The organism is Alteraurantiacibacter palmitatis (assembly GCF_037154115.1).
GTDB classification, from domain to species: Bacteria; Pseudomonadota; Alphaproteobacteria; order Sphingomonadales; family Sphingomonadaceae; genus Alteraurantiacibacter; species Alteraurantiacibacter palmitatis.
The window spans coordinates 160,905-186,625 of the sequence record NZ_JBANRO010000004.1 but is presented as its reverse complement, the minus strand read 5'-3'; the positions used below and the strand labels follow the sequence as shown (position 1 = coordinate 186,625).

Below are 25,721 nucleotides of genomic sequence, written 5' to 3'. Positions count from 1 at the left end.
CCCGGCGCGCGTGCCCCTGTCGATCGCGCAAGGGTGATGCGCATCTCTGCCACGCTGATGCTGGTGGCGATGGCGGTGGTCTTTGCCATCGCCTTTCCCCGGCAGGATATGCACCCTGCCTGGGGCTATATCCGCGCCTTTGCCGAAGCGGGCATGATCGGCGGGCTGGCCGACTGGTTTGCCGTCACAGCCTTGTTTCGCCATCCGCTGGGCCTGCCGATCCCGCATACCGCGATCATTCCGCGCAACAAGGACCGCATCGCCGATACGATGGCGGATTTCCTGCGGCGCAATTTCCTCACCCCCCACGTGGTGGCGCGGCGCTTGCAGGATATGAATCTTGCTGCCGCACTGGGCGGCTTTCTGGTGGAACGGCGCAGCAGCGATGCCCAGCTGGGCCGCATCCGCAGCGGCACGGTGCAATTGCTGGTCGACTTGCTGGAGGCTCTCGATCCCGAAAGGCTGGGCCTTCAGGTCAAGGCCGGGCTGGCGGCGCAGGCGCGCAAGCTGGAGGTGTCGCCGCTGCTCGGCCGGATGCTGGCGGGCGCGATGGAGGATGGCCGTCACCGCCCGGTGATCGACGCCCTGGTGCGCTGGGCGGGGCTGACGCTGGAAGGCAACGAGGAACTGGTGCGCGAGATGATCCGCGCGCGCGCCAATGCGGTGCTGCGCTGGACGGGTCTGGATGATCGCCTCTCCTCATCCGTGCTGGATGGCCTTTACCGCCTGCTGGCCGAAATCCTCGTCGATCCGCAGCATCCCCTGCGTGGGCGGATGGAGGAAGGGCTGGCAAAACTGGCGGCCGATCTGCAATCCGACCCCGCTTTGCGCGCCAAGGTGGAACGCGCCAAGCTCGACCTGCTCGCCAATCCGGCGCTGGGCGACTGGTGGATGGGCGTGTGGGAACGCATCCGCCACGGCATGATCGCCGCCGCGCGCGACCCCGATGCAGCGCTCGACGGCCAATTGGGTGCGGCCTTGCGCGAACTGGGGGAGAAGCTGCAATCCGACCCGGCCTTGCAGGCGCAGATCAACCGCCTTGCGCGCCGCACGCTGGTGGGCGTGGCGCAGCGCTATGGCGAGCAGATCGTGCGGCTCGTCTCCGAAACGGTGAAGCGCTGGGACGCGCAGACGATCACCGACCGGATCGAGAACGCGGTGGGCCGCGATCTGCAATTCATCCGCATCAACGGCACGCTGGTGGGCGGGCTGGTGGGTGTTGCCCTCCACGCCATCACGCAGCTTTTCTGACGCGCGCGGATTAGCGGCGGCCGGGTGGGGGCCCCATGAGCACGAAGGGCGGAACAGTCCAATAGCTTGCCATCGGCTGCCCTTCGGCATCCAGAGCTGGCTGGAACCGGACATTGTCCATGATCTGTGCGCAGATCCGCGTGTTCACATTGGCGCTCAGCGTCGGATAGTGGATCTCGCAGGCTGTCGGCCTCCCCTCGGCACTAACCATGACGCGCACCATGTTCGAGCCGCCTGCCAGCCGGGAAAATTCGCCAAAGGGTATCGTGCCATTGGCCAGCAGCGGGCCGGGCGGGGGGAAAGCGGGGCGCGACAGCGTGCGGTGTTTCTCCGGGTCGAGACCCCAGATCGACAAAAGATCGTAACCGCAGGTTTGCAACACCTCCATCGCGTTGCGCAGCGATCCGGTCTCGATCCGCACCGGGGTTGTCAGGCCGCTCGTCAGGCTGAGCGCGGTGATCTGTGCGCCGCGGGCCAGTTCCTGCGCATCGCGCTCGGCAGCGCTGGGCAGGGTAGCGGGAGGAGGAGCCGCATTCTCGCCCATAGGCGCTGCGCTGCCGTCATCGATCGCTACGCCGGAAAAAATCAGCAATTGCTGGCCATCGGTAGATGTTGACCGGGCAAAGGGCAGGCGTCGGGGGCTTGCCGAAGGAACGAATTCCACGCCGATCTCGTCCGATCCGCGATAGACCGATGGGGCGTTGCCAAGCACCGTCAGGCGCATCGTGGGGCCGGTGTCAATCTTCTCGAACGAGATCGAAACCGTCTCCCGCCCGTCGCTGAATGTGCGCAGCAGCCGGCAGTAATCATCCCCGAAGTCCGCAGTCCACGGCCCCGATGGCTGGAAAACGCGGGACCTGTCCTGCGCGGTTACGGTCATGGGCGAAAGCGCGACAGCCGCAGCCGCCAGCCAAAGCGTTGTTCTTTTCATTGGGCATCCCTCCGGCGCACAAGGCTATTGCCATCGCGCCGGAGGTCAAGCGGTGAATAATTGCAAATTGTAACGGAGGAAAAGGCTCTGCCGCGATCAGGCGGCCTGCTTCACCTCGGCCACGATCTTGCGTGCCGCATCGCCCAGATTGTCCGCCGCCACGATGGGCAGGCCCGACTGCTCCAGGATCTGCTTGCCCAGCTCCACATTGGTGCCTTCCAGGCGCACCACCAGCGGCACCGACAGGTCGACTTCGCGCGCGGCAGCCACGATGCCTTCGGCAATGGTGTCGCAGCGCATGATGCCGCCGAAGATGTTGACCAGAATGCCCTTCACCGCCGGATCGGACAGGATGATCTTGAACGCGGCCGTCACCTTTTCCTTGCTCGCGCCGCCGCCCACATCGAGGAAGTTGGCCGGGAACGAACCGTTCAGCTTGATGATATCCATCGTCGCCATGGCAAGGCCCGCACCGTTGACCATGCAGCCGATATCGCCATCCAGCTTGATATAGGCGAGGTCATACTTGCTGGCCTCGACCTCCATCGGGTCTTCCTCGGTCTCGTCGCGCAGCGCCTCAATGTCCTTGTGGCGGAACAGCGCATTCGAATCGAAGCTCATCTTGGTGTCGAGCACCAGCAGATTGCCATCCACCGTTTCGACCAGCGGGTTGATTTCCAGCATATCGCAATCAAGCGAGGTGAAGGCGGTGTAAAGCTGTGCCGCCAGCTTCTGCGCCTGCTTGTTGAGATCGCCCGACAGCTTCAGCGCAAAGGCCACCGCGCGGCCGTGATGCGGCATGAAGCCGGTGGCAGGGTCGATGGTGATCGTGGTGATCTTTTCGGGCGTGTCATGCGCCACGGTTTCGATATCCATGCCGCCTTCGGTGGATACGATCATGGCGATCCGGCCGCTGGCGCGGTCAACCAGCATGGAAAGGTAATATTCGGAAGCAATATCAACGCCATCGGTCACGTAGAGGCGGTTGACCTGCTTGCCCGCTTCGCCCGTCTGCACGGTGACGAGGGTATTGCCCAGCATTTCGCGGGCATTGGCTTCCACTTCCTCGACACTCTTGGCCAGGCGCACGCCGCCCTTGGCATCGGGGCCGAGTTCCTTGAACTTGCCCTTGCCGCGTCCGCCCGCATGGATCTGCGCCTTCACCACATAAAGCGGCCCCGGCAGTGCCTTGGCCCCAGCCACCGCTTCCTCCACGGTCAGCGCCGCGTGTCCTGCGGGCACGCCAATGCCGAACTTTGCGAGCAATTCCTTGGCCTGGTATTCGTGGATGTTCATGGGAGAGAGAACCTTTTTCCGGATGAATCGGTTGGCTTCGCGCTAAAGCACTAACTCCTTGGCCTTGCAATGCGTTGCAGCGCATTCCAAGTTCGCCTTTGCATGATCGACCGCAATCGCTTGAAAGATATCTGTCTGGAAGCCGGGCAGATTGCCATGCGCCAATGGCCGGGCGCGGGCCATGCGGTGGAAAGCTGGCACAAGGGCGATGAAAGCCCGGTCTGCGCCGCCGATCTGGAAGTGGACGCTTTCCTGAAGGTGGAACTGGGCCGCCTGTTGCCCGCCGCAGGGTGGCTTTCGGAAGAAACGGCGGACGATCCGGCACGCCTGCAACGCGATCTCATCTGGGTGGTCGATCCGATTGACGGCACGCGCGATTATCTGCGCGGCCGCACCGGCTGGGCGGTGTCGGTGGGCTTGATCAGCGCCGGTCGCCCGCTGATCGGCCTGCTGGTGGCGCCCGCCCGCGATGAGGTGTGGACAGCCACTGCGGGCACCGGCGCGCGGCTCAACGGCGTGGATATCAGCGCCAGCACACGGCGCGTCTTTCCCGGCGCGCGCGTTCCTGCCGACAGTCTGGCCCCGGAAGATGCCGATCTGACCTTGGTCGAAAAGCCCAATTCGATCGCGCTGCGCATTGCCATGGTGGCGGATAACCGGGCCGATCTGGTCGCCACGCTGCGCTGGGGGTCGGAATGGGATGTGGCCGCCGCAACCCTGATCGCACGTGAAGCAGGTGCGCGGGTGACCGATGCCTTCGGGAATGCGCTGGCTTACAACAAGCCCGATCCGCGCGCCTTTGGCCTGCTGGTCACTGCGCCCGCGATCCACGCAGCGGCGGTGGAACGGCTGGCGGATCGCGCAAGGGCGCTGAGCTGACCCCGCCTTCAAGGCAGAACACGGGTGAGGAGGAGGGGCCGGGCGGCCCCTCCATCCCTGATCAATAGGCCTGACGCACGTCCTGTTCGGTGACGGGCGTAATGCGGATTTCCACGCGGCGGTTCTGCGAACGGCCCGCTGCGGTGGTGTTGTCGGCGATGGGATATTGCTCGCCATAGCCGATCGTCTCGATCCGGGCGCGCGACACGCCGCGCGACACGAGGTAGTTCGCCACCGATTCGGCGCGGCGGCGCGAGAGGTCGAGATTATAGGCATCCGATCCGGTCGAATCGGTGTGTCCCATGACGTCGATCAGCGAATTGGGATAACGGATCATGCTGGCCGCCACATCATCCAGCACCGCGCGCATGGCCGGGCTGATCGTGGTCGAATCGACCGCAAAGGTGACATCGGGGAAGTTCAGCAGGATGCCATCGCCGCCCGGCGTCTGGCTCACGTCCACGCCGGTGCCCGCCGTCACTTCGTCCAGTTCGCGGATCTGTTCGTCCATGCGGTAGCCGACATAGCCGCCAGCGGCTGCACCAATGCCTGCGCCCACGATGCGCGCGGTCTTGCCCCCGACAATGCCACCCAGCAGATAGCCCAGGCCAGCGCCGCCAAGGCCGCCGATGGCCGCCCGCGAAACCGTCCGTTCGCCGGTATTGGGATCGGTTACGCAGGCGCTCAGCGAAACGAGAGATATAGCGCCGATGCCCGCAACCAGAATACGTGAAGTCTTCATGACGTCCTCCGAGTTCCCCAAAAGTGGGTCTTGCTCACTCCGGATCAGCTAGGATGCGAAAAATGAACAAGTGATGGCCGGGGAACGCATGATTTCCTGACCGGTTCCATCAGTAGCCCCCAAGCCCATGAACAGTCTTAGACAAGCGGGGCAAATGTGCTAGCGACTTTCTTGCGATGACCGCATTCCCTTGGCACTATCTGGCTGCGCTGGCCGGGCTGATCCTGTTGAACGGGGTCTTTGCCATGTCCGAACTGGCGATTGTTTCGGCGCGAACGGCGCAGCTGCGAATTGCGGCGGACAACGGCAGCAAGAGTGCCGAAGTGGCGCTTAAACTGGCCTCGGAACCGGGCAAGTTCCTCTCCACCGTGCAGATCGGCATCACGCTGATCGGGATCATATCGGGCGCGGTTTCCGGCGCGGCGCTGGGCGGGCCGGTGGGGGAGCGGCTGATGCTGCTGGGCGTGCCCGCCAATGTGGCGGACAATGCCGGCTTTGCGCTGGTGATCGTGCTGACGACCTATTTCAGCTTGGTGGTGGGCGAACTGGTGCCCAAGCAGCTGGCCCTGCGCGCGGCGCTGCCCATTGCGCTGGTGATGGCGCTGCCCATGGCGATGCTGGCCAAGGCGACCGCGCCCTTTGTGTGGCTGCTCGACAATTCCTCGGCCTTCCTGCTGCGCGTGCTGGGCGTGCGGCAGAGCGGTGAGCAAGGGCTGACGGCGGAAGAATTGCAGATGATCTTTGCCGAAGCCACGCGAAGCGGCGTGATCGAGGAGCAGGAGCGCGCCATCCTTTCAGGCATCATGAAGTTGGCCGACAAGCCGGTGCGCGAAGTGATGACGCCGCGGACCGAGCTGGACTGGATCGACGCGGCGGGCGGCGAGGAGGAGATTCTCTCGGTGATAGCGGAAACACCGCATTCGCTGGTGCCGGTGGCCGATGGATCGCCCGACAAGGTGCTGGGCGTGATCAAGGTGCGCGAAGTGCTGGCGCGGCAATTGGCGGGCGGGCCGATCGTGCTGGCCGACCTCATCCACAAGACCGAAGTGGTGCCTGATCAGCTCGACGCGATGGACGCGCTGCGCGTGCTCCAGCAATCGGGCACGCGCATGGCGATGGTGCATGACGAATACGGCCATCTCGACGGGATCGTGACCACGGCGGATATTCTGGCCGCCATTGCGGGCACCTTTGCCAGCCACCGCGATGATGATGACACCCCGCTGGTGGTCGAGCGGGCGGACGGATCGCTGCTGATCGCCGGAGCCATGCCTGCCGATGCGCTGGCCCAGCGACTGGACATCACCCTGCCCGATCAGCGCGAATTTGCGACCGCTGCCGGATTCGTGCTGTTCCACCTCAAGAAGCTGCCGACCGAGGGCGAGGCGTTTGAGGAGCAGGGCTGGCGGGTTGAAGTGGTCGACATGGATGGCCGCCGAATCGACAAGCTGCTGGTAAGCCGGGTTTAGGCCCTGGACTGCCCCCGCTTCACCCTTGTTCTGGCGATGAGCCGCAACAAGCAAGGCAAAGGCAGGCCCGCAGATGTCGCAGCGGCGCGCTGCGTAACAAAGGAATTGCGCCGAGGACGAAGGGCCGGATCGCCCTTCGCAAATCAGATCGCCCGCGCAGCCTGTCCGTCACCTTCCGGCGCGGCGAGGATGGTGCGCGTGGTGGCGCCCTTGTTCACGGTGAAGGTCGCCGGATCGCCCACGGTGGAACGGATGCCCACCTCGGCCTGACCCGCGCGGCTGAGCGCGTCGCGCTCCACCGCGCTGCGCGATTGCGGTGGGAACAGCGCTTCCAATGCCTGCTGCGCGGCAGTGCCTTCGCCCGGACGCGGCGCGCCGGGGGCAGGCGGCACCAGTGAGAAATCGGGCGGGATCACCAACGGAGCCTGCCGCTGCACGGCAAATTCATCGGGCCTCTCGCGCGCGGCGATCAGACCCCCGCCGCAGGCCGACAGCATGGCGGTGGCGCCAAACGCCAAAATGATCCGGGTGGCATTACGCATGGTCAATTCTCTCCGCGGGTCTGCCCCGCCTCGGTGGTTTCCTGCTCTGTGGCGGGTTTCTCGCCGATGAACAAGGCTCGGATTAGCAGAATCACGACCCCGATGGTGATCGCGGCATCGGCCACGTTGAAGATCAGGAAGGGACGGAAGCTGCCGATATGGAAATCGGCAAAGTCCACGACATAGCCGTAAGAGTAGCGATCGACGATATTGCCCAGTGCCCCGCCCAGGATCAGCGAGAGGCCGGCAATGTCCCACGGCCGCCGCTCGCGCAGGATCCAGATGAAGACGCCCAGCGCAATCCCGGCAGTCACCAGCACCAGCGCCCAGCGCATTTCCACGCTGGTGGCGGAAAACATCCCCAGCGACACGCCGTAATTGTTCACCCGCGTCAGATCGAAAAACGGCAGCAGCGGGTAATGGTCGCCCACATCGCGCAGGCCCAGCACATTGACCACGAAATGCTTGGTCCACTGATCCACCGCAAAGATGAGGAGCGCGGCGGCAAGGCCGATCAGGCGCACGCGGGTGAACAGGCCGGTCATGCGGCGGGCGCTCCTGCTTCGGCATCCAGCCGCGCCACGACATCCTCGCACCGCCCGCACAGCGCGCCGTCTTCGGCCACTTCGGGCAAATGACGCCAGCAACGGCCGCATTTGTGGTGGGTGGTCTTGCTCACCTGCAACTCGCCTGCATGGACGGCGGAGGTGATGAAAAGCTCTGCCCAATCCGTTGTTTCAGCGTCAACGGGCGCGGTGACTTCGGCCTCAAGGCTTGAGCGAACGAGCTTGTCGCGGCGCAGCGGCTCGATCGCTTCGAGCACGTCCGCACGGGTGGCGCGAAGCTGCGCCCATTTTGTCGCCAGTTCCGCATTCGCGGCAGCAGGGATTTCGGGCCATTCGAGAAGATGCACACTCTCCCCATCGGGATAGCGGCTGGCCCACACTTCCTCGGCCGTGAACACTAGCACCGGCGCGGCGTAGCGGATCAGCGCGTGGAACATCGCATCCAGCACGGTACGATAGGCCCGCCGCTTCATATCCGCCGGGTGATCGCAATAGAGCGAGTCCTTGCGGATATCGAAGAAGAAGGCGGAGAGATCCTCGTTGCAGAAATCCACCAGCGCGCGGGTGTAGCTGTTGAAGTCGTAAGCCTCCACCGCCGCCTTCATCCGCGCATCGAGGTCTGCCAGCAGGCTGAGCATATAGCGCTCCAGCTCGGGCATATCCTCCACGCTCACCGCTTCTTCCGGCGTGTAATCGTGCAGCGCGCCCAGCAGATAGCGGAAAGTGTTGCGCAGCTTGCGGTACTGGTCCGCCACGCCTTTCAGGATTTCCGGGCCAATGCGGTGATCGGCGGTGTAATCGACGCTGAGCGCCCACAGGCGGATGATGTCCGCGCCGTATTCCTCCATCACGCTAAGCGGGCTGATCGTGTTGCCGAGGGACTTGGACATTTTCATGCCCTTGGCGTCCATGGTGAAACCATGCGTCAGCACCGCCTTGTACGGCGCGCGGCCGCGCGTGGCGCAGCTTTCCAGCAAGCTCGACTGGAACCAGCCGCGATGCTGGTCGCTGCCTTCCAGATACAGGTCAGCCGGAGATTGCAGTTCGGGCCAGGTGCCGCTTTCCAGCACGAAGGCGTGGGTGGAGCCGCTGTCGAACCACACATCGAGAATGTCGGTGATCCGCTCGTAATCCTCAGGGTTGTAATCGGGGCCGAGCAGAGCGGGCGCCGCCTCGTCGCTCCACGCATCGACGCCCTTTTCGCGGATGGCGGCGATGATGCGGGTGTTCACAGCCGCATCGACGAGGTATTCGCCGGACTTGCGGTCCACGAACAGCGTGATCGGCACGCCCCAGGCGCGCTGGCGGCTCAGCACCCAATCGGGGCGGCCTTCCACCATGCTGCCGATGCGGTTGCGGCCCTTGTCCGGGTAGAAGGCAGTGTCAGCAATCGCCTTCAGCGCGGTTTGCCGCAGGGTGGCGGTGTGGCTGGCATCCACCGCCAGCGAAATCGCGCCGCCGATGCCGCCGAGCGGCGCGACGGGGAAATCGAACGGCGCCATGGGCTTGTCCATCGGCACGAACCATTGCGGCGTGCAGCGGAAAATCACCTTGGCCTTGGAACGCCACGAATGCGGGTAGGAATGCTTGTAATCCGCACTCGCCGCCAGCAGCGCGCCCACCTCGCGCAGGTCGGAGCAGATCGGCCCGTCAGGCGCGTTGAACTTGGGGTTGATGACCGACATGTTGCGCGCATCCGTGCGCGGCAGCCAGCCCCAATCCTCGCGATAACGGCCATCGGCCTCGACCACGAACTTGGGGTTGATGCCGTGTTCCTTGCACAGCGCAAAGTCGTCCTCGCCATGGTCGGGCGCCATGTGGACAAGGCCGGTGCCGCTCTCGGTGGTGACGAAATCGCCCGGCAGCATCGGACGCGGTTCGGCATAGAAGCCGCCGAGATGGTGCATCGGGTGGCGGCAGATCGTGCCGGCGAGTTCGGAGCCTTTGAAGATTTTGGGCTCCCCCAAGACCGGGTCGGTAAAGTGATGAGAGCGATCTTGCTCAGGCTGTTCGCCTAGGATCTCGCCTAACGATGGCAAGGCTCCTGCACGGAGCAGAAAAGCCTGATAAAGTTCTTCCGCAACTAGGCATCTCTTACCATGGGCGGAGACTAGTCGATATTCGACCTCCGGCCCATAAGCCAAAGCCTGGTTCACCGGGATCGTCCACGGCGTGGTTGTCCAGATCACCGCATGAGCGCCTACCAGTTCCGCAATGGGCGAGGAGACAATCTCGAACGCCACGTCGATCTGGGTCGAGGTGATGTCCTCGTATTCGACCTCCGCTTCGGCCAGCGCGGTCTTTTCCACCGGCGACCACATCACCGGCTTGGCGCCGCGATAGAGCTGGCCGGACTCCGCAAATTTCAGCAGCTCGGCCACGATCAGCGCTTCGGCTTCGGGGGCCATGGTGAGATAGGGGCGGTCCCAGTCGCCGGTGATGCCCAGCCGCTGGAACTGGCCTTTTTGCACCTCCACCCACTTAGCGGCATAGGCGCGGCATTCGGCGCGGAACTCTTCGGCGGGAACCTCGTCCTTGTTGAGCTTCTTCTTGCGGTAGGCTTCTTCCACCTTCCACTCGATCGGCAGGCCGTGGCAATCCCAGCCGGGGATATAGGGCGCGTCCTTGCCCAACAGGGTCTGCGTGCGGACCACCGCGTCCTTCAGCACCTTGTTCAGCGCATGGCCGATATGGATATCGCCATTGGCATAGGGCGGGCCATCGTGGAGGATGAACTTTTCGCGGCCCGCGCGCGCCTCGCGCAGTTTGGCATAGACCTTTTCGGCCTGCCAGCGCGCCAGAATGCCCGGCTCCTTCTGCGGAAGGCCGGCTTTCATCGGGAAATCGGTCTTGGGCAGGAAGACCGTGTCTTTGTAATCGCGCTGCTGTGTCATCGTGGGCGGGCCTTAGCGGGCGCGGGCGCGCGGCGCAATTTTCAAAGCGCAGCGAGCAGGGCGCGCGCCGCCGCGCAATCGCGCTCCATCTGTGCCATCAGCGCGTCGAGCATGGCGAACTTCGCCTCCGGCCGCAGGAAATGGCGCAAATGCACCTCGATTTCCTGCCCGTAGAGATCGCCCGCAAAGTCGAAGAAATAGGGTTCGAGCAATTCCTTGGGCGGGTCGAACATGGGCCGAACGCCCAGATTGGCCGCGCCGTGCAGGACCTGCCCCGTTGCCATGACTCGCGCGGTCACCGCGTAGATCCCGAAACGCGGGCGCAAATAGGCGCCCATGTCCATATTCGCGGTGGGATAGCCGATCATCCGCCCGCGCTTGTCGCCGTGGATCACTTCCGCGCGGATGGCAAAGGGGCGGGTGAGCAGCGCGGCCGCCGCCTCGCACTCGCCGGCTTTGAGCAGATCGCGGATGCGGCTGGAGGAGACGAACTGCCCCTCATGCTTCACTTGCCCCACTGCGCGCGTGGCAATGCCGCGCGTGGCCCCGACATCGCGCAGCACGGCCACATTTCCGCCGCGCGCGCGGCCAAAGGTAAAGTCCTCCCCCGTCACCACGCCTGCCGCACCGATATGCGCGCCCAGCAGATCCGCGACGAACGCATCAGCGGAAAGGCTGGCAAGCGCATCGTCGAAATGGAACACCAGCATGGCGTCTGCCCCGGCAGCGCGGAACAGTTCGTGGCGCTGGGGCAGGGTGGTCAGGCGGAAGGGGGGCACGTGCGGCGCGAAATGGCGCACGGGGTGCGGATCGAAGGTGGCAACGATGGCCGGGCGCCCCTCTGCCCGCGCCCAGGCCACGGCTTCGGCAACAACCGCCTGATGGCCCAGATGAAAGCCGTCAAAATTGCCCAGCGCCACAATCGCGCCGCGCAAGGCTTCCGGCACCGGATCGCGGTGACCCAGCAGCATCAGCCTGCGCGCCGCCTGTAAGTGACATAGTCATAAGGCGGCCAGCCATCGGCGGCGGGATGCGCCTCGCGCGAAACCTCCTCCCACAGCGCCGGATCGGGCAGCGGCATGAACACATCGCCCGCCGTATCCTCATGCACCTCGGTGATTTCCCATTGCGTGGCAAGATCATCCATCAGCGCGAAGATTTCCGCCCCGCCGATGACAGCAAAATCGCCCGGCCCCGCCAATGCCAAAGCCGCGTCCACATCATGCGCGATTTCGGCGCCTGTCGCCTGCCAGCTTTGGGAGCGGGTGAGCACGATATGGCGGCGGCCGGGCAGCAGGCCGGGCAGGCTTTCGAATGTCTTGCGGCCCATCACCATCGGCTTGCCCAGTGTCAGCGCCCTGAACCGCTTGAGGTCGGCGCGGATCTTCCACGGCACATCGCCATTCGCCGCGATGCAGCCATTGGTGGCGCGCGCCACGATGCACAGGATTTCCCGCTCAGCCGACACGGGTGATATGCCCCATCTTGCGCCCCGCGCGCGCCTCGGCCTTGCCATAGAGGTGCAGATGCGCACGCGGATCGGACAGGTGGCGGACGATGTCGAGCGCGCCTTCGCCAATCAGATTGTCCATCACGATCCGCTGCGAAACGCTGGCGCAATCGCCCAGCGGCAGGCCGCAAATCGCGCGCACATGGTTTTCGAACTGGCTGGTGACCGCGCCCTCGATCGTCCAGTGGCCCGAATTGTGCACGCGCGGGGCCATTTCGTTGAAGACAGGGCCGCCCGCCGTGGCGAAGAATTCGCAGGTCAGCACGCCGATATAGCCCAGCTTTTCCGCCACCTTCTGCGCCAGTTCCCGCGCCGCGGCCAGTTGTTCGCCCACGATTTGCGGGGCGGGCAGCTTGCTATGCGCCAGAATGCCGTTTTCATGCGTGTTGTGCGTGGAATCCCAGAACCGCACTTCGCCATCGCGCCCGCGCACGAGAATGACCGAGAATTCGCAGGCGAAATCGACAAAGCCTTCGTAAACCAGCGGCGTGGCGAATACGCCTTCGTCCAGCGCATCGGCAGCAGAGGCGATGCGCCACTGGCCCTTGCCGTCATAGCCTTCGCGCCGGGTTTTCAGGATGCCGGGCGCGCCAATGGCAGCAACGGCAGCGGCCAGATCGTCCGCTGAGTCGACCGCTGCAAAGGGCGCGGGCGCGCCGCCCAACTCCGTCACGAAGCGCTTTTCGTTCAGCCGGTCCTGCGCCACTTCCAGCGCGGCGGTGCCGGGGGCCAGCAGGCCGGGGGCGAGTGCCAAAAGCGGGCCGACGGGCACGTTCTCGAACTCATAGGTCACCACATCGCAATCGGATGCAAAGCGGGCCAGCGCCCCTGCATCGTCCCACGCAGCGCAGGTGAAGGCGGCGGCCACATCGGCGGCCACGCTGTCGCTTTCCGGCGCATAGATATGGCAGCGATAGCCGAGCTGTGCGGCGGCCATGGCGATCATCCGGCCCAATTGCCCGCCGCCAAGGATGCCGATCGTGCTGCCTGCGGGCAGGGGGAAGGAGTGCGTCATCATGGCAGCCTATTGCGTGGCGGGCTTTTCCGCCACCGATCCGGTCTGCGCGGCGCGGAAGGCAATCAAGCGCGCGGCCAGCGCGGGATCTTCCAGCGCCAGGATCGACGCGGCCAGAATGCCCGCATTGGTTGCACCCGCATCGCCGATCGCCAGCGTGCCCACCGGAATGCCCGCCGGCATCTGCACGATCGACAGCAGGCTGTCCTGCCCGCTCAGCGCCTTGGATTGCACCGGCACGCCCAGCACCGGCAAATGGGTGAGGGCTGCCACCATGCCCGGCAGATGCGCCGCGCCGCCCGCGCCTGCAATGATGACCTTGAAGCCTTCGCCCGCCGCGCCCTTGCCAAAGGCGTGCAGCCGGTCGGGCGTGCGGTGGGCGGAGACGATCCGGTCATCATGCGCCACGCCCAATTGGTCGAGCACATCGGCGGCGCGCTTCATGGTGGGCCAGTCGGACTGGCTGCCCATGACAATGGCGACCGGGGGGACAACAGGCGCGGTCATCTCTCTCAGCGATCCTTCAGATAATGCCGCTCGCCCGGCACCAGTGCTTCATCGAAATCATAAATGATCGGCTGGCCGGTGGGGATTTCCAGCTCGGTAATATCCGCATCCGAAATATTGGACAGGTGCTTGACCAATGCGCGCAGGCTGTTGCCGTGCGCGACCACGATCACCGTTTCCCCTGCGGCGAGTTGCGGGCGGATGGTGCTTTCCCAATAGGGCAGCACGCGCTCGATCGTCAGCTTCAGGCTTTCGGTCGCCGGGATGGCGATCCCGGCATAGCGCGGATCGGCGGCCAGATCGAATTCGCCGCCTGCCTCCAGTGGCGGGGGCGGCACATCGAAACTGCGCCGCCAGATCTTCACCTGCTCATCGCCGTGCAGCGCGGCTGTCTCCGCCTTGTCGAGGCCGGTGAGGCCGCCATAATGCCGCTCGTTCAGGCGCCAGTCCTTGATTTCGGGAATCCACAGCCGCCCGCAGGCTTCCAGCGCCAGATGCAGCGTCTTGATCGCGCGCTTTTGCAGCGAGGTGAAGGCGATGGTGGGGAGCAGGCCCGCGGTCGCCAGCAATTCGCCCGCCGCGATGGCTTCGGCCACGCCTTTTTCGGTCAGGTCCACATCCCACCAGCCGGTGAAGCGGTTTTCCAGATTCCACTGGCTCTGGCCGTGGCGGACAAGAATAAGCGAGGGCACGGGTTCGGCTCCTTCTTTTCAAGAAGCGCCAGCCGTTAGCCGTTCGATTCGCCCTTGGGAAGGGCCGAGCCATCCGGGGTGGGTTCGGCTGCGAGGGAGCGGGCCTGCGCTTTGCGCCGTTTGAGGTTCTCGCGCAGCTTGGCGGCGAGGATTTCTTCGCGCGAAGGTTTGGAAGGAGCGGGAGGCATGGCGAGCTTCTTGCCCAAATTGCACGCCCAGCTCAAGCTTGGCTTGACTTTCGCAAGCCCCGCGACAATAGCGCGCGCCTGTCCAGACACCCGGCGCATTACGTCGGGCCGGGCTGCTGTAGCTCAGTGGTAGAGCGCACCCTTGGTAAGGGTGAGGTCGGGAGTTCAATCCTCCCCAGCAGCACCATCTTTCTGTCCTACCGCCTTCGGCTACTTGAGGACGAGCTTTCTGTCCTACTGCCTTCGGCTATTTGAGGACGGGCACTCTGTCCTGCCGCCTTCGGCTGCGTTAGGCCGGGCTGCCTATCGCGGCAAATCCGCCCGTATATCCGCCCAGTCGGGATTCTTGCCGAAGGCGCGGACCACATAAGGGCACAGCGGCGCGATACGGAAGCCTTCTGCCCGCGCATCGGCCACGATGGCGTCCACCAGCCCTGCCGCAATGCCGCGCCCGCGCGCTTCGGGCGGGGTGAAGGTGTGGTCGACCACCCGCACATCATCTGCGCCCGTTCGCCCTCCTCCGGAACGCCATGTGAGCACCGCCGGCCGCACCGCGCCTTCGACCGGGTAGTAATAGGCGCCGACGCCGTCCTCCTCCTCGCGCTGGATCAGGGTGGGATCGAAGGTGCGTTCATCGGACATGGTCTTTGGGCCTCTCGCTCTTGTCATCGTGCGCGGGCGAAGCCAATGCACGGCATATGCAGTTCCTCTCCGACAATGCCGCCCGCGTCCACCCCAAAGTCTGGGAAGCGTTGCGCCGCGCGGACGAGCCGGACAAGCCGTATGATGGCGATGCGCTGAGCCAGCGGCTGGACGAGGCGTTTTCGGCACTGTTCGGGCGCGAATGCCATGCGGTGTGGGCCAATACCGGCACGGCGGCCAATTGCCTTGCGCTCGCCACCATGGTCGATCCGCATGGCGGGGTGATCTGCCACCGCGAGGCGCATATCGAGATGGACGAAGGCGGCGCGCCCGGCTTCTTCCTGCACGGGGCCAAGCTTCTGCTGGCCGAGGGCGCAGGGGCGAAGCTGACCCCGCAAAGCGCGGAAGCGGTGCTGGCGGGGATTACGCGCGGCATCCACCAGGTGCAGGCGCACGCCATTTCCATCACGCAGGCGAGCGAATACGGGCAGAGCTACACGCTGGCCGAGCTGTTGGCGATCAAGGCGCTGGCGGATGAATATGGCCTCGCGCTGCATATGGACGGCGCACGCTTTGCCAATGCGGCGGCGCATCTGGGGTGCAGCGCGGCCGAGGCGGCGGGGCCAGTCGATGCGCTGTCTTTCGGCTTTACCAAGAACGGTGCGCTGGGGGCCGAGGCGGCGGTGTTCTTCGATCCTGCGCGCGCCGATCTGGCGCGCTGGCGGCGCAAGCGTGCGGGCCATCTCAATTCCAAGGGGCGCTTCATCGCGGCGCAGATCCTTGCCCTGCTTGAAGGCGATCTGTGGCTGGAACTCGCCGCCCATGCCAATGCCTGCGCGGCCGAAATCGCCGCCATGGCAGGAGAGAAGCTGCGGTTCACGCCGCAGGCGAATGAAGTGTTCGTGGCGTTGACCGAGCGGGAGCGGGCGCAACTGCGCGCGCGCGGCTTTGCCTTTTACGACTGGGATGATGCCACCGCCCGTTTTGTCTGTTCGTGGGATACGCGATTGGAGGACGCTGCCGCGCTGGCCCGCGCATTGGGTTCGCTGTGAGCGCGCCTTTGCAAAGCGCCTCTGCGCCGCACGCCTTGTTGCGGCCCGCCATTGCCATTCCCTTTGTGCTGGTGGCGCTGATCTGGGGATCGACCTGGTTCGTGATTACCGGGCAGATCGGGGATGTGTCGGCGCATTGGTCGGTCGCGTGGCGCTTTGCGATTGCAACGCCGGCCATGTTCGTGCTGGCGCTGGTGATGCGTTTGCCGCTGGCCATGCCGCGCCGCGCACACGGCCTCGCCATGTGGATGGGGCTGTTCCAGTTCTGCGGCAATTATACCTTTGTCTATCTGGCTGAACTGCATCTGACATCGGGCATTGTCGCGCTGCTGATCGGGCTGATGCTGGTGCCCAATGCGGTGTTGGGCAAGATCATGCTGGGTCAGCCCATCACCCCGCGATTCGCCGCGGGCAGCGCGGTGGCGATTGCCGGGATTGCGCTGTTGCTGTTGAACGAGGCGCAAGCGGTGCCGACGGGCGCGCGGATCAGCGGCAATGTGGTGCTGGGGACGGCGCTTGCGCTTATGGCGATGCTGGCGGCGTCCATCGCCAATGTGATTCAGGCGGGGCCATCGGGGAAGGGTGCGGCGCTTGTTACCTTGCTGGCGTGGTCGATGCTGTATGGCACGCTGGCCAATCTGGGGCTGGCCTGGCTGATCGACGGGCCGCCGGTAATCCCGCGCGACGGCGCCTATTGGCTGGGCACGGCGTGGCTGGCGATCGTGGGATCGGTGGTGACCTTCCCGCTCTATTACGATCTGGTGCGCAAGCTGGGCGCGGGCCGCGCGGCGTATAACGGCGTGCTGGTGGTGGTGGTGGCGATGGGGATTTCCACGCTGCTCGAAGGCTATCGCTGGACGCCGCTGGCCATGGGTGGCGCAGGTCTGGCCATGGCGGGGCTGCTGCTGGCGCTCAGGGCGCGAAGCGTTCCGCCTGCGCAATAGCGGCAAGACCCTCGCGGAAAGTGGGATAAAGCGGCCGCCAGCCAAGAAGGCGCTTTGCCTTGCCGTTCGCCACCCGGCGGTTCTCCAGATAAAACCCGCGCGCCATGGGGGAAAGCCCCGCTTGATCCAGCGCCAGCAAGGGCGGCGGCGCCACGCCCAGCAGGCGGCAGGCGTGTTCGATCACCGTGTTCTGGCTGCACGGCAGATCGTCCGCCAGATTCCACGCCTGCGGTGGCAATCCGCCGCCCATCGCCGCAATCACGCCGCTGGCAATGTCCTCCACGTGCACGCGGCTGAACACCTGGCCGGGCAGATCGATGCGGTGCGCGCGGCCATCGGCGATTCGGTCAAACGCGCTGCGGCCGGGGCCGTAGATTCCCGGCAGGCGGAAGATATGCGCGCCCGCATCCAACCAGCGCGCGTCGCAAACCGCCCGTGCGCTGCGCCGCCCGGTGCCTGTCGGGGTGCTTTCGTCGACCCAGGCCCCCTTTGTGTCGCCATAGACCCCGGTGGAGGACAGGTAGCCCAGCCATTTGCCCGCCAGCGCCATGCCATAGCTGTCGAGCACGGGATCGCCGCCGCCCTCCTTTTCGTTTGCGGGCGGCACGCTGGACAGGACATGGCTTGCCCCGTCAAGCGCCGCCAGTACGCCTGCCCTGTCGGCAAAGGCGATATTCCCGGCGCGGCCCGTGGCATCCACCCGCCAGCCTAGCGCACGCAACCGGTCCGCGATGACGCTGGCGGTATAGCCGAGGCCGAAGATCAGCAAATGTCCCATATCCGCGCAAGATAGCCGCTGGACGCGGGCGCGAAAGAACCTAAATCACGCAGGCATGGATATTGCCCGCACCCCCTCCACCCCTGACGGCAACCCCGAAATGGCGGATGCCGCGCACGAAATCGCCTCGCCCGTGGAAGTGCGGCGCGAAGATTACCGCCCTTTCCCTTGGGCCGTGCCGCAGGTCGCGCTCGATTTTGCACTGGGGCTTGAGGAGACACGCGTCACCGCGCTTCTGGATGTGCGGCGCAATCCGGCGGCGGAGGCTTCACCCGTGCTGCGTCTGAATGGCGATGGCCTGACGCCGCTGTGGGTCAAGGTTGACGGGGCGGAAACCGCCGGCTGGGTGATGGATGGCCCCGATCTGCTGCTGACCCTGCCGGGAGAGGCGCACAGCGTGGAAGTGGCCACGGCGATCGCGCCCGCCGCGAACACGCAATTGATGGGCCTTTACGCGTCGAACGGGATGCTGTGCACCCAGTGCGAGGCGGAAGGCTTTCGCCGCATCACCTTCTTCCCCGACCGGCCCGATGTGCTCTCCACCTATACCGTGCGGATGAGCGGGGATGCGGGCGCTTTTCCGGTGCTGCTGGCGAATGGCAATCTTGTTGCCAGCGGCACGGGCGAAGGCGGCACGCATTGGGCGCAGTGGCACGACCCCTGGCCCAAGCCCAGCTATCTGTTTGCGCTGGTGGCGGGCGATCTGGAAGCGCGGCGCGACAGTTTCACGACCATGTCGGGCCGCAAGGTCGATCTTGCCATCTTCGTGCGGCGCGGCACGGGCGATCTGGAGCGCACCGGCCATGCGATGGAATCGCTCATCCGCTCGATGAAATGGGACGAGGAGGTGTTCGGCCGCGAATACGACCTCGACATATTCAACATCGTCGCCGTGTCCGATTTCAACATGGGCGCGATGGAGAACAAGGGGCTGAATGTCTTCAATACCCGCTATGTGCTGGCCGATCCCGAAACCGCGACCGATGGCGATTACGACGCGGTCGAAGGCGTGATCGCGCACGAATATTTCCACAACTGGTCGGGCAACCGTGTGACCTGCCGCGACTGGTTCCAGCTTTCGCTGAAGGAAGGCTTCACCGTGCTGCGCGACCAGTTGTTCAGCGCCGATATGGGCAGCGAGGCGGTGAAGCGGATCGAGGATGTGCGGGTCTTGCGCGGGGTGCAGTTTCCGGAGGATTCGGGCCCGCTGGCGCATCCCATCCGGCCCGATGCCTACCGCGAAATCTCGAACTTCTACACTGCCACGGTCTATAACAAGGGGGCCGAAGTCATCCGCATGATGCGGACGATGGCGGGGCAGGAGCGTTTCCGCAAAGGCTGCGACCTCTATTTCGCACGGCACGATGGCGAAGCGGCGACCTGCGAGGATTTCATCCGCGCGATGGAAGAGGGCGCAGGGCTGGACCTGACGCAGTTCCGCCTGTGGTATGCGCAGGCAGGCACCCCGCGCGTGACCATCCGCATGGCGCATGAGGGCGACACGGTCACGCTGCACCTGTCGCAGGAAGTGCCCGCCACCCCCGGCCAGCCGGAAAAGCAGCCCATGCCGATCCCGCTGAAGGTGGCGCTGTTCGATCGCCAAACGGGCAGGCACCGGGGTGAAGAACTGCTGGTTCTGGACAAAGCGCAAGACAGCTTCACCTTTGGTGGATATTCCGCGCCGCCAGTGCTGTCGGCCAATCGCGGCTTCACCGCGCCGGTTGCCATCGCGCAGGATGTGGCGACCAGCGATCTGGTGTTCCTGGCGGCGCATGATGACGATCCCTTTGCCCGCTACGAAGCGATGCAGGAACTTGTCGTCACGCATCTGAAGGAGGCGGTGTCGGGCAGTCTCTCGGACGTTCAGAGGGATGAAGGACGCGCCGCGATTGCCGGCGCCTTGCGCGCCGTGCTGGCGGATGACCGGCTGGATGATCTGATGCGCGGCGAATTGCTGATCCTGCCCAGCCATGCCTATCTTTCCGAACAGATGCTGGTGGCCGATCCCGGCGCGATCCACGCCGAACGGCAGGCGCTGCGCGCCGGTCTGGCCCGTGCGCTGGAAGGCGAGTTCGTGGCGCTGCACGAAAGGGCGAGCGCGGTGCCCTACAGCCTGAGCGCAGAGGCGCGCGGTGCGCGCAAGGTCAAGACACAGGCGCTCATCTATCTGGCGGAAGGCAATCCCGCGCGCGCCGAACAGATGGCGGCGGCGCAATACCGCGCGGCAGACAACATGACCGACCGGCAGGGGGCGCTGATGGTGCTCGCCGGGCTGCAAGGGCCGGAACGCACCCATGCCTTGCTGGATTACTACACCCGCTATCGCGGCAATGCGCTGGTGGTGGACAAGTGGTTCTCCCTTCAGGCCGGATCGCTGCACCCGCAGGTGCTCGCCCATGTGAAGGCATTGGCGAGCCATCCGGACTTTACGCTGACCAACCCCAACCGCGTGCGCGCACTGTATATGGCGATGGCGGTCAATCCGGCGGCGTTTCACGATCCCTCGGGCGAAGGCTATCGCATGGTCGCCGATCTGATCCTTCAGCTCGACCCGCTCAATCCGCAGACCGCCGCGCGCTTTGTCGCCCCGCTGGGCCGCTGGCGGCGGATCGAGCCTGCGCGCGCCGCTCTGATGCGGGCCGAGCTGGAGCGGATCGCCGCTGCTCCCAGCCTGTCACGCGATACGCATGAGCAAGTGGCGCGCTCGCTTGGCTGAGGGCGCACCGCAGGGGCGGCCCGTCATCCGCCATGCTGTGCTGGCAGGCGTGCCGCACGGCTTCTTCACCGGAATCGGGTTTGCCAATCCCGATCAGAATGCCCCGCCCGATGCCGGTCTGGTCGTTCCCTCTGGTCAGCTGGTCAGGTTGCGGCAGGTGCATTCCGCGCTGGCATTGCCGGTCACCGCGCCTTTCTTGCCGGGCGAGGAGCCGGAGGGCGATGCGCTGGTAACCGCGACACCCGGCCTCGTGCTGGCCGTGGTCACTGCCGATTGCGCGCCGGTGCTGCTGGCCGATCCCGTGGCGGGCGTGGTGGGCGCGGCTCATGCCGGCTGGCGCGGCGCCTTTGGCGGCGTGCTGGAGAACGCCGTGGCCGCAATGGAGGCATTGGGGGCGGATCGTGCGCGAATCCGCGCCGCCATCGGCCCGACGATCGCGCAGGCGAGTTACGAAGTGGACGCGGGCTTTCGCCAGCGCCTGCTCGACGCCGATCCTGTCAACGCGGCGTTCTTCGCGCCCGGTGCGCGTGCCGATCATTTCCAGTTCGACCTGCCCGCCTATGTCCGCGCCCGGCTCATCGCGGCAGGCGTGGGCGAGGTGGGTGATACGGCGCGCGATACCTATGCCGATGCCCGGCACTTCCACTCCTTCCGCCGCGCCACCCACCGGGGCGAGCCGACCTATGGCCGCCAGTTTTCCGCGATAGGGCTGTAGACAAGCTCAGGCCGGGGATTGCGAAGGGTATTTCCCTGCGCCACGCTCGCGCATATGGGCCGAAAAGGCGGGTTGGCAGGGACGATTTGCTCGTCTATCAGCCGCGCCAAGCCGCCATCCCGTGCACCCGGAATCCGCTGCAAGGCATCCGGGGCGCGGGCAGGGCGGCACGGTCAGGTTTCTTTTCGGGCATGGGCTGGCGCTGCGGCGCTGGCGGATTGCCCGGCAGGCAAGGCAGGGTAATGGCAAGCTCCACTGATACCACACCGACGGATACCGCCGCCGATGGCGTGCGCCGCCGCGACTTTATCGAAATCGCTGCCGTGGCAACCGCGGGCGTGGGCGGCATTTTCGCCCTGCTGCCGCTGGTCAGCCAGATGGCCCCTTCCAAGGACGTTCTGGCCGCCAGCACGACCGAGCTCGACATTTCCGCGCTGGAGCCGGGTCAGGCCATCAAGGCCGAATTCCGCAAGCAGCCGGTTTTCGTGCGCTATCTGACCGATGCCGAGATTGCCGAGGCGAACGCGGTTGACCCCGGTTCGCTGCGCGATGCCCAGACGCTGGCCGAACGCACGCAGGCAGGGCATGAGCACATCCTCGTCGTCATGGGCGTGTGCACCCATCTGGGCTGCGTGCCGCTGGGCGCGGCCGAGGGCGAGGTGAAGGGTGAGTATGGCGGCTATTTCTGCCCGTGCCACGGCTCGCACTACGATACCGCCGCGCGCATCCGCAAAGGCCCGGCGCCGACCAATCTTGAAGTTCCGGAATATACCTTCACTTCCGACACCACCATCGTGATCGGCTGAGGCGAGAGACAGAAGCGATGAGTTTTCCCTGGGCGAAGCAGTACGAACCGACCACTCCGCTGATGAAGTTTCTCGACGAGAAACTTCCTCTGCCGCGGTTTGTCTACAACGCGGTGGGCGCCGGCTATCCGGTGCCGCGCAACCTGTCCTATATGTGGAACTTCGGCGTGCTCGCCGGCTTCTGCCTGGTGCTCCAGATTGTCACCGGCGTGGTGCTGGCGATGCATTATGCCGCCAATGCCGGCGTCGCCTTCGATTCGGTCGAACATATCATGCGCGATGTGAACTGGGGCTGGTTGATGCGCTATATGCACGCCAACGGCGCCAGCGCGTTCTTCGTGGTCATCTACCTGCATATCTTCCGCGGCCTGTTCTACTCCTCCTACAAGGCCCCGCGCGAGATGATCTGGCTGATCGGCGTGGTGATCTTCCTGCTGATGATGGCCACCGCTTTCATGGGTTATGTGCTTCCCTGGGGCCAGATGAGCTTCTGGGGCGCCAAGGTGATTACCGGCCTGTTCGGCGCGATCCCCTTCGTGGGTGAGCCGCTGCAGGTGTGGCTGCTGGGTGGTTATGCGCCGGATAATGCCGCACTCAACCGTTTCTTCTCGCTGCACTTCCTGCTGCCTTTCGTGATCGCGGGCTGTGTGATCCTGCACATCTGGGCGCTGCACATTCCCGGTTCGTCCAACCCGACCGGCGTGGAGGTGAAGAGCCAGAGCGACACGCTGCCCTTCCATCCCTATTACACGGCGAAGGACGGTTTCGGCCTTGGCGTGTTCCTGCTGGTCTATTTCGCCTTCGTGTTCTTCATGCCGAACGCGCTGGGCCATCCGGACAACTACATCCCGGCCAACCCTCTTTCGACGCCCGCGCACATCGTGCCCGAATGGTATTTCTACCCGTTCTACGCGATCCTGCGCGCCTTTACCTTTGACTTCATCCTGCCGGCCAAGCTGTGGGGCGTGCTGGCGATGTTCTCGTCGATCCTGGTGTGGTTCTTCCTGCCCTGGCTGGACAAGAGCCCGGTGCGTTCGGGGCATTACCGCCCGCTGTTCCGCAAGTTCTTCTGGTTCGGCCTGATCCCGACCATGGCGGCGCTCTTCTATCTGGGCGGTGCGCCTGCGGAAGAACCGTATGTGATGCTGAGCCAGATCTTCACGGCCTACTACTTCCTGCACTTCCTGGTGATCCTGCCGATCATCTCCTCGATCGAGAAGCCCGAGCCGCTGCCGTTCTCGATCACCGAAGCGGTGCTGGGCAAGGACGAGCAGGCCGCACTGACTGACAACACCAAGCCGGCAACTGCCTGAGCGCGCGGGTTTAGGGGAATTATACGATGATCCGCCTTGTTGGATTTTTTGTCGGCCTGGGCTTCACCTTCGTGGTGCTGCTGGCCTTTGTCGTGGGCGCTTACACGGCGGCGACCGAGCCCGCCCAGCCCACGGCGGAAAAGGTGTTCCACCGGGCGGCACATCTGCCCGCCGGCGGCTATTCCTTCGACGGCCTGTTCCCGCAATGGGACGTGGCGCAGTTGCAGCGCGGTTATCAGGTATACAAGGAAGTGTGCGCCGCCTGTCACAGCCTGCACCAGCTGCATTTCCGCAATCTGGCCGAACTTGGCTACACCGAAGAGGAAGTGAAGGCCGAAGCCGCCAGCTGGACGGTGCCGGGCATCAACCCCGACACGGGCGAGGCCTCGACCCGTCCGGGCCTGCCGACCGACCGCTTCCCTTCGCCTTATCCCAACAACATCGCGGCGGCTGCGGCCAACAACAACGCGATTCCGCCCGATCTTTCGCTGATGACCAAGGCGCGCCATCACGGCACCGCCTATGTCTATTCGCTGCTGACCGGATATCAGGAGCCTTCGGCCGAACTGCTCGCCCAGTTCCCGGATTCGGCGCCGGGGCCGGGCCTGCATCACAACCCCTATTTCGCCAATCTCAACCTGGCGATGGCTCCGCCGCTGACCTCGACCGGCCAGGTGACCTATGCTGATGGCACCGAGGCGACTGTGCGCCAGATGGCGGCTGACGTGGCCGCCTTCCTCACCTGGACCGCGGAGCCGACGCTGGTTTACCGCAAGCAGGTGGGCTGGATTGTGATGGGCTTCCTGCTGTTTGCCACCATCCTTGCATGGCTGGCCAAGAAGCAGGTCTGGGCGCGCGCCAAGCTGGAAGACTGAATATGCCGGCCGGCGCCATGACTCGTGATGAGATCATGGCGCTGGTTCGCACAGTTCCCGATTTCCCCGCGCCGGGGATCTTGTTCCGCGACCTCACCACGCTGATTACGCATCCGGCGGGGTTTTCGTCCTGCATCGGGCAGATGGCGCACTGCGTGCCGGGGGGCATCGGCGCGATTGCTGGTGTCGAAGCGCGCGGCTTCATCTTTGGCGCGGCCCTGGCGGTGCATCTGGGATTGGGCTTTATCCCGGTGCGCAAGGCAGGCAAGCTGCCTGTCCCCACCATCGGAACCGATTACGCGCTGGAATACGGGGCCGCGCGGATCGAGATTGACCCCACGCTCCTCGCGCTCGGTCAATCCGTCCTGCTGGTGGATGACCTGATCGCCACAGGCGGCACCGCCCTTGCGGCCGCGCACTTGCTGCGCGAGGCGGGGGCAGTCTGCGACACGGCGCTGTTCGTGATTGACCTGCCGGATCTTGGCGGAATGGCCAAATTGGCCGAGCAAGGCGTGGAAGGCAAGGCGCTGCTCAAGTTCGCGGGACACTGACCTGCTTGACGCCGCCACCCGTCAGGTGGCAAAGGCGTGCCGGCATCGCGGGTGGCAAGGATCATCCGGCCAAGCGGGTATAGCTTAGTGGTAAAGCTCCAGCCTTCCAAGCTGGCTATGCGGGTTCGATTCCCGCTACCCGCTCCAACCCCCCGTTCATCGCTGTGCATTCCCGCCTAGGCAAATGCCGGAAATCCGCCATGTTCTCGCCTAGAAGCGGCCATTGGCCTTCACCTTTGATCGCTGAAAGCCGCAACAGATTGGGGGCCTTTTTGGGGGGCATTTTGATCTGACGGGCAATTCGCGCGGGTTATACCTGTTAGTAACGCCAGCCGGGGGCAGGCTATGGCGTCTGAAATTCGGGGTGGATGGCAAGGAACGCAAGCTGGCCTTGGGCCGCTATCCCGAAATCTGTCCGCCAAATGCCCGAAAGAAGCGGGACGCGGCGCGGGCGCAAATTGCCCACGGCGATGATCCGGCACGGGCCACGCAACGCCGAAATGTGCAAGCGAAGCCATCGGCAGAAAATGCCTTCGCCGCAATCGCTGCGGAATATGCCGCCAAGCGGAAACGGGACGGAGCAAAGGGCTGGGCACCGTCCATCGCCATCCGCGGCGAATATCTGTTGTCCCTGCTGAATGAAAGCGGCACGTGGCACCCCGATGCGATCGAACGCGCGCTGGCGCATGGCGACACCGACAAGGTGCGCCGTGCCTACCATCGCGGCCCGCATCGGGATGAGCGGGTGCGGATGGCGCAATGGTGGAGTGATTATCTGGACGCGCTGCAAAGGGGGGCGGACGTGGTGCCCTTTCCGAACAAGGCGACGCGCTAACCGGGGGCGTTA

25 protein-coding genes, 2 tRNA genes and 2 pseudogenes are annotated in these 25,721 nt (G+C 65.0%); 15 read left to right on the top strand and 14 right to left on the bottom strand.

Annotated features, from left to right (window positions below; translation table 11 throughout):
• The first annotated feature begins 36 nt into the window (after positions 1-36).
• Positions 37-1,251, top strand: coding sequence for a DUF445 domain-containing protein (locus tag WFP44_RS06135; RefSeq protein ID WP_336925645.1), 1,215 nt, complete (start codon positions 37-39; stop codon positions 1,249-1,251).
• A gap of 10 nt (positions 1,252-1,261) precedes the next feature.
• Here the strand turns inward: WFP44_RS06135 and WFP44_RS06130 are convergent, their stop codons facing one another.
• Both WFP44_RS06130 and sucC read right to left on the bottom strand, forming a co-directional pair.
• Positions 1,262-2,182, bottom strand: a complete 921-nt coding sequence (locus WFP44_RS06130; RefSeq protein WP_336925530.1) for a hypothetical protein — start codon at positions 2,180-2,182, stop codon at positions 1,262-1,264.
• Between the two features lie 96 nt (positions 2,183-2,278).
• Positions 2,279-3,478 carry an ADP-forming succinate--CoA ligase subunit beta gene (gene sucC / locus WFP44_RS06125; protein ID WP_336925529.1) on the bottom strand — a complete coding sequence of 400 codons (1,200 nt, stop codon included), beginning with the start codon at positions 3,476-3,478 and terminating at the stop codon, positions 2,279-2,281.
• A gap of 102 nt (positions 3,479-3,580) precedes the next feature.
• Here sucC and WFP44_RS06120 point away from each other — a divergent pair, with 102 nt between their 5' ends.
• Positions 3,581-4,357 carry a 3'(2'),5'-bisphosphate nucleotidase CysQ gene (locus WFP44_RS06120; RefSeq protein ID WP_336925528.1) on the top strand — a complete coding sequence of 259 codons (777 nt, stop codon included), beginning with the start codon at positions 3,581-3,583 and terminating at the stop codon, positions 4,355-4,357.
• A 61-nt stretch (positions 4,358-4,418) separates the two neighbouring features.
• Here WFP44_RS06120 and WFP44_RS06115 read toward each other — a convergent pair whose 3' ends face one another.
• Positions 4,419-5,099 (bottom strand): YiaD family glycine zipper/OmpA-like lipoprotein, encoded by a 681-nt coding sequence (locus tag WFP44_RS06115; RefSeq protein WP_336925527.1) that lies wholly within the window; start codon positions 5,097-5,099, stop codon positions 4,419-4,421.
• Between the two features lie 176 nt (positions 5,100-5,275).
• On the opposite strand from WFP44_RS06115, the gene WFP44_RS06110 reads away from it, so the two are divergent.
• Positions 5,276-6,568, top strand: coding sequence for a hemolysin family protein (locus WFP44_RS06110; protein WP_336925526.1), 1,293 nt, complete (start codon positions 5,276-5,278; stop codon positions 6,566-6,568).
• Between the two features lie 143 nt (positions 6,569-6,711).
• Here the strand turns inward: WFP44_RS06110 and WFP44_RS06105 are convergent, their stop codons facing one another.
• The 9 genes from WFP44_RS06105 to WFP44_RS06065 are packed head-to-tail and all read right to left on the bottom strand — an operon-like array spanning position 6,712 to position 14,500.
• Positions 6,712-7,110 carry a DUF3035 domain-containing protein gene (locus WFP44_RS06105; protein WP_336925525.1) on the bottom strand — a complete coding sequence of 133 codons (399 nt, stop codon included), beginning with the start codon at positions 7,108-7,110 and terminating at the stop codon, positions 6,712-6,714.
• Positions 7,111-7,112: 2 nt separating this feature from the next.
• Positions 7,113-7,655, bottom strand: coding sequence for a signal peptidase II (lspA, locus tag WFP44_RS06100; protein WP_336925524.1), 543 nt, complete (start codon positions 7,653-7,655; stop codon positions 7,113-7,115).
• A complete protein-coding gene (ileS, locus tag WFP44_RS06095; protein WP_336925523.1) occupies positions 7,652-10,570 on the bottom strand; it encodes an isoleucine--tRNA ligase in 2,919 nt (972 codons plus the stop codon). The genes lspA and ileS overlap by 4 nt, the downstream gene beginning before the upstream one ends.
• A 41-nt stretch (positions 10,571-10,611) precedes the next feature.
• Positions 10,612-11,544 (bottom strand): bifunctional riboflavin kinase/FAD synthetase, encoded by a 933-nt coding sequence (locus tag WFP44_RS06090; protein ID WP_336925644.1) that lies wholly within the window; start codon positions 11,542-11,544, stop codon positions 10,612-10,614.
• On the bottom strand, positions 11,541-12,038 hold the full coding sequence (locus tag WFP44_RS06085) for a dihydrofolate reductase (RefSeq protein ID WP_336925522.1): 498 nt from the start codon (positions 12,036-12,038) through the stop codon (positions 11,541-11,543). Before WFP44_RS06085 ends, WFP44_RS06090 begins: the two co-directional genes overlap by 4 nt.
• The gene (locus WFP44_RS06080) at positions 12,028-13,098 is read right to left on the bottom strand and encodes a 5-(carboxyamino)imidazole ribonucleotide synthase (protein WP_336925521.1); all 1,071 of its coding nucleotides are present in this window, start codon (positions 13,096-13,098) and stop codon (positions 12,028-12,030) included. Before WFP44_RS06080 ends, WFP44_RS06085 begins: the two co-directional genes overlap by 11 nt.
• A gap of 6 nt (positions 13,099-13,104) precedes the next feature.
• Complete coding sequence (gene purE / locus WFP44_RS06075) at positions 13,105-13,602, bottom strand: 5-(carboxyamino)imidazole ribonucleotide mutase (protein WP_336925520.1); 498 nt, start codon at positions 13,600-13,602, stop codon at positions 13,105-13,107.
• A 5-nt stretch (positions 13,603-13,607) separates the two neighbouring features.
• On the bottom strand, positions 13,608-14,294 hold the full coding sequence (gene gpmA / locus WFP44_RS06070) for a 2,3-diphosphoglycerate-dependent phosphoglycerate mutase (RefSeq protein ID WP_336925519.1): 687 nt from the start codon (positions 14,292-14,294) through the stop codon (positions 13,608-13,610).
• 35 nt (positions 14,295-14,329) lie between these two features.
• The gene (locus WFP44_RS06065; protein ID WP_336925518.1) at positions 14,330-14,500 is read right to left on the bottom strand and encodes a hypothetical protein; all 171 of its coding nucleotides are present in this window, start codon (positions 14,498-14,500) and stop codon (positions 14,330-14,332) included.
• 94 nt (positions 14,501-14,594) lie between these two features.
• Here WFP44_RS06065 and WFP44_RS06060 point away from each other — a divergent pair.
• Positions 14,595-14,669 (top strand) — tRNA-Thr (locus WFP44_RS06060).
• Between the two features lie 116 nt (positions 14,670-14,785).
• On the opposite strand, the gene WFP44_RS06055 is transcribed toward WFP44_RS06060, so the two are convergent.
• Complete coding sequence (locus WFP44_RS06055) at positions 14,786-15,124, bottom strand: GNAT family N-acetyltransferase (protein ID WP_336925517.1); 339 nt, start codon at positions 15,122-15,124, stop codon at positions 14,786-14,788.
• A gap of 56 nt (positions 15,125-15,180) precedes the next feature.
• Here WFP44_RS06055 and WFP44_RS06050 point away from each other — a divergent pair, with 56 nt between their 5' ends.
• Positions 15,181-16,176, top strand: coding sequence for a threonine aldolase family protein (locus tag WFP44_RS06050; protein WP_336925516.1), 996 nt, complete (start codon positions 15,181-15,183; stop codon positions 16,174-16,176).
• On the top strand, positions 16,173-17,120 hold the full coding sequence (locus tag WFP44_RS06045; RefSeq protein ID WP_336925515.1) for a DMT family transporter: 948 nt from the start codon (positions 16,173-16,175) through the stop codon (positions 17,118-17,120). The genes WFP44_RS06050 and WFP44_RS06045 overlap by 4 nt, the downstream gene beginning before the upstream one ends.
• On the opposite strand, the gene WFP44_RS06040 is transcribed toward WFP44_RS06045, so the two are convergent.
• Positions 17,089-17,898 (bottom strand): Rossmann-fold NAD(P)-binding domain-containing protein, encoded by an 810-nt coding sequence (locus WFP44_RS06040; RefSeq protein ID WP_336925514.1) that lies wholly within the window; start codon positions 17,896-17,898, stop codon positions 17,089-17,091. The genes WFP44_RS06045 and WFP44_RS06040 overlap by 32 nt on opposite strands.
• Before the next feature lie 55 nt (positions 17,899-17,953).
• On the opposite strand from WFP44_RS06040, the gene pepN reads away from it, so the two are divergent.
• The 9 genes and pseudogenes from pepN to WFP44_RS15870 form a co-directional block, all read left to right on the top strand.
• Positions 17,954-20,614 carry an aminopeptidase N gene (gene pepN, locus WFP44_RS06035; RefSeq protein WP_336925513.1) on the top strand — a complete coding sequence of 887 codons (2,661 nt, stop codon included), beginning with the start codon at positions 17,954-17,956 and terminating at the stop codon, positions 20,612-20,614.
• On the top strand, positions 20,586-21,329 hold the full coding sequence (gene pgeF, locus WFP44_RS06030) for a peptidoglycan editing factor PgeF (RefSeq protein WP_377922604.1): 744 nt from the start codon (positions 20,586-20,588) through the stop codon (positions 21,327-21,329). Before pepN ends, pgeF begins: the two co-directional genes overlap by 29 nt.
• 242 nt (positions 21,330-21,571) lie before the next feature.
• Positions 21,572-22,135 carry a ubiquinol-cytochrome c reductase iron-sulfur subunit gene (gene petA / locus WFP44_RS06025; protein WP_336925511.1) on the top strand — a complete coding sequence of 188 codons (564 nt, stop codon included), beginning with the start codon at positions 21,572-21,574 and terminating at the stop codon, positions 22,133-22,135.
• A 17-nt stretch (positions 22,136-22,152) separates the two neighbouring features.
• Positions 22,153-23,448, top strand: coding sequence for a cytochrome b (locus WFP44_RS06020; RefSeq protein ID WP_336925510.1), 1,296 nt, complete (start codon positions 22,153-22,155; stop codon positions 23,446-23,448).
• Positions 23,449-23,474: 26 nt separating this feature from the next.
• Positions 23,475-24,323 carry a cytochrome c1 gene (locus tag WFP44_RS06015; protein ID WP_336925509.1) on the top strand — a complete coding sequence of 283 codons (849 nt, stop codon included), beginning with the start codon at positions 23,475-23,477 and terminating at the stop codon, positions 24,321-24,323.
• A gap of 17 nt (positions 24,324-24,340) precedes the next feature.
• On the top strand, positions 24,341-24,874 hold the full coding sequence (locus WFP44_RS06010; RefSeq protein WP_336925508.1) for an adenine phosphoribosyltransferase: 534 nt from the start codon (positions 24,341-24,343) through the stop codon (positions 24,872-24,874).
• A gap of 73 nt (positions 24,875-24,947) precedes the next feature.
• Positions 24,948-25,021 (top strand) — tRNA-Gly (locus WFP44_RS06005).
• 112 nt (positions 25,022-25,133) lie between these two features.
• Positions 25,134-25,358, top strand: a pseudogene (locus WFP44_RS15875) (Arm DNA-binding domain-containing protein); the annotation flags it as partial.
• 144 nt (positions 25,359-25,502) lie between these two features.
• A pseudogene (locus WFP44_RS15870) lies at positions 25,503-25,709 on the top strand (integrase); the annotation flags it as partial.
• Between the last annotated feature and the right edge of the window lie 12 nt (positions 25,710-25,721).

Bases quoted from the DNA above. Each gene is read 5' to 3' on its own strand.
- WFP44_RS06105 (WP_336925525.1), bottom strand. From the start codon at position 7,110: ATGCGTAATGCCACCCGGATCATTTTGGCGTTTGGCGCCACCGCCATG.
- WFP44_RS06040 (WP_336925514.1), bottom strand. From the start codon at position 17,898: ATGGGACATTTGCTGATCTTCGGCCTCGGCTATACCGCCAGCGTCATC.
- WFP44_RS06010 (WP_336925508.1), top strand. From the start codon at position 24,341: ATGACTCGTGATGAGATCATGGCGCTGGTTCGCACAGTTCCCGATTTC.
- ileS (WP_336925523.1), bottom strand. From the start codon at position 10,570: ATGACACAGCAGCGCGATTACAAAGACACGGTCTTCCTGCCCAAGACC.
- purE (WP_336925520.1), bottom strand. From the start codon at position 13,602: ATGACCGCGCCTGTTGTCCCCCCGGTCGCCATTGTCATGGGCAGCCAG.
- WFP44_RS06115 (WP_336925527.1), bottom strand. From the start codon at position 5,099: ATGAAGACTTCACGTATTCTGGTTGCGGGCATCGGCGCTATATCTCTC.
- WFP44_RS06020 (WP_336925510.1), top strand. From the start codon at position 22,153: ATGAGTTTTCCCTGGGCGAAGCAGTACGAACCGACCACTCCGCTGATG.
- WFP44_RS06135 (WP_336925645.1), top strand. From the start codon at position 37: ATGCGCATCTCTGCCACGCTGATGCTGGTGGCGATGGCGGTGGTCTTT.
- WFP44_RS06110 (WP_336925526.1), top strand. From the start codon at position 5,276: ATGACCGCATTCCCTTGGCACTATCTGGCTGCGCTGGCCGGGCTGATC.
- WFP44_RS06080 (WP_336925521.1), bottom strand. From the start codon at position 13,098: ATGATGACGCACTCCTTCCCCCTGCCCGCAGGCAGCACGATCGGCATC.
- WFP44_RS06130 (WP_336925530.1), bottom strand. From the start codon at position 2,182: ATGAAAAGAACAACGCTTTGGCTGGCGGCTGCGGCTGTCGCGCTTTCG.
- WFP44_RS06055 (WP_336925517.1), bottom strand. From the start codon at position 15,124: ATGTCCGATGAACGCACCTTCGATCCCACCCTGATCCAGCGCGAGGAG.
- WFP44_RS06050 (WP_336925516.1), top strand. From the start codon at position 15,181: ATGCAGTTCCTCTCCGACAATGCCGCCCGCGTCCACCCCAAAGTCTGG.
- lspA (WP_336925524.1), bottom strand. From the start codon at position 7,655: ATGACCGGCCTGTTCACCCGCGTGCGCCTGATCGGCCTTGCCGCCGCG.
- sucC (WP_336925529.1), bottom strand. From the start codon at position 3,478: ATGAACATCCACGAATACCAGGCCAAGGAATTGCTCGCAAAGTTCGGC.
- WFP44_RS06120 (WP_336925528.1), top strand. From the start codon at position 3,581: ATGATCGACCGCAATCGCTTGAAAGATATCTGTCTGGAAGCCGGGCAG.
- petA (WP_336925511.1), top strand. From the start codon at position 21,572: ATGGCAAGCTCCACTGATACCACACCGACGGATACCGCCGCCGATGGC.
- pgeF (WP_377922604.1), top strand. From the start codon at position 20,586: ATGAGCAAGTGGCGCGCTCGCTTGGCTGAGGGCGCACCGCAGGGGCGG.
- WFP44_RS06015 (WP_336925509.1), top strand. From the start codon at position 23,475: ATGATCCGCCTTGTTGGATTTTTTGTCGGCCTGGGCTTCACCTTCGTG.
- pepN (WP_336925513.1), top strand. From the start codon at position 17,954: ATGGATATTGCCCGCACCCCCTCCACCCCTGACGGCAACCCCGAAATG.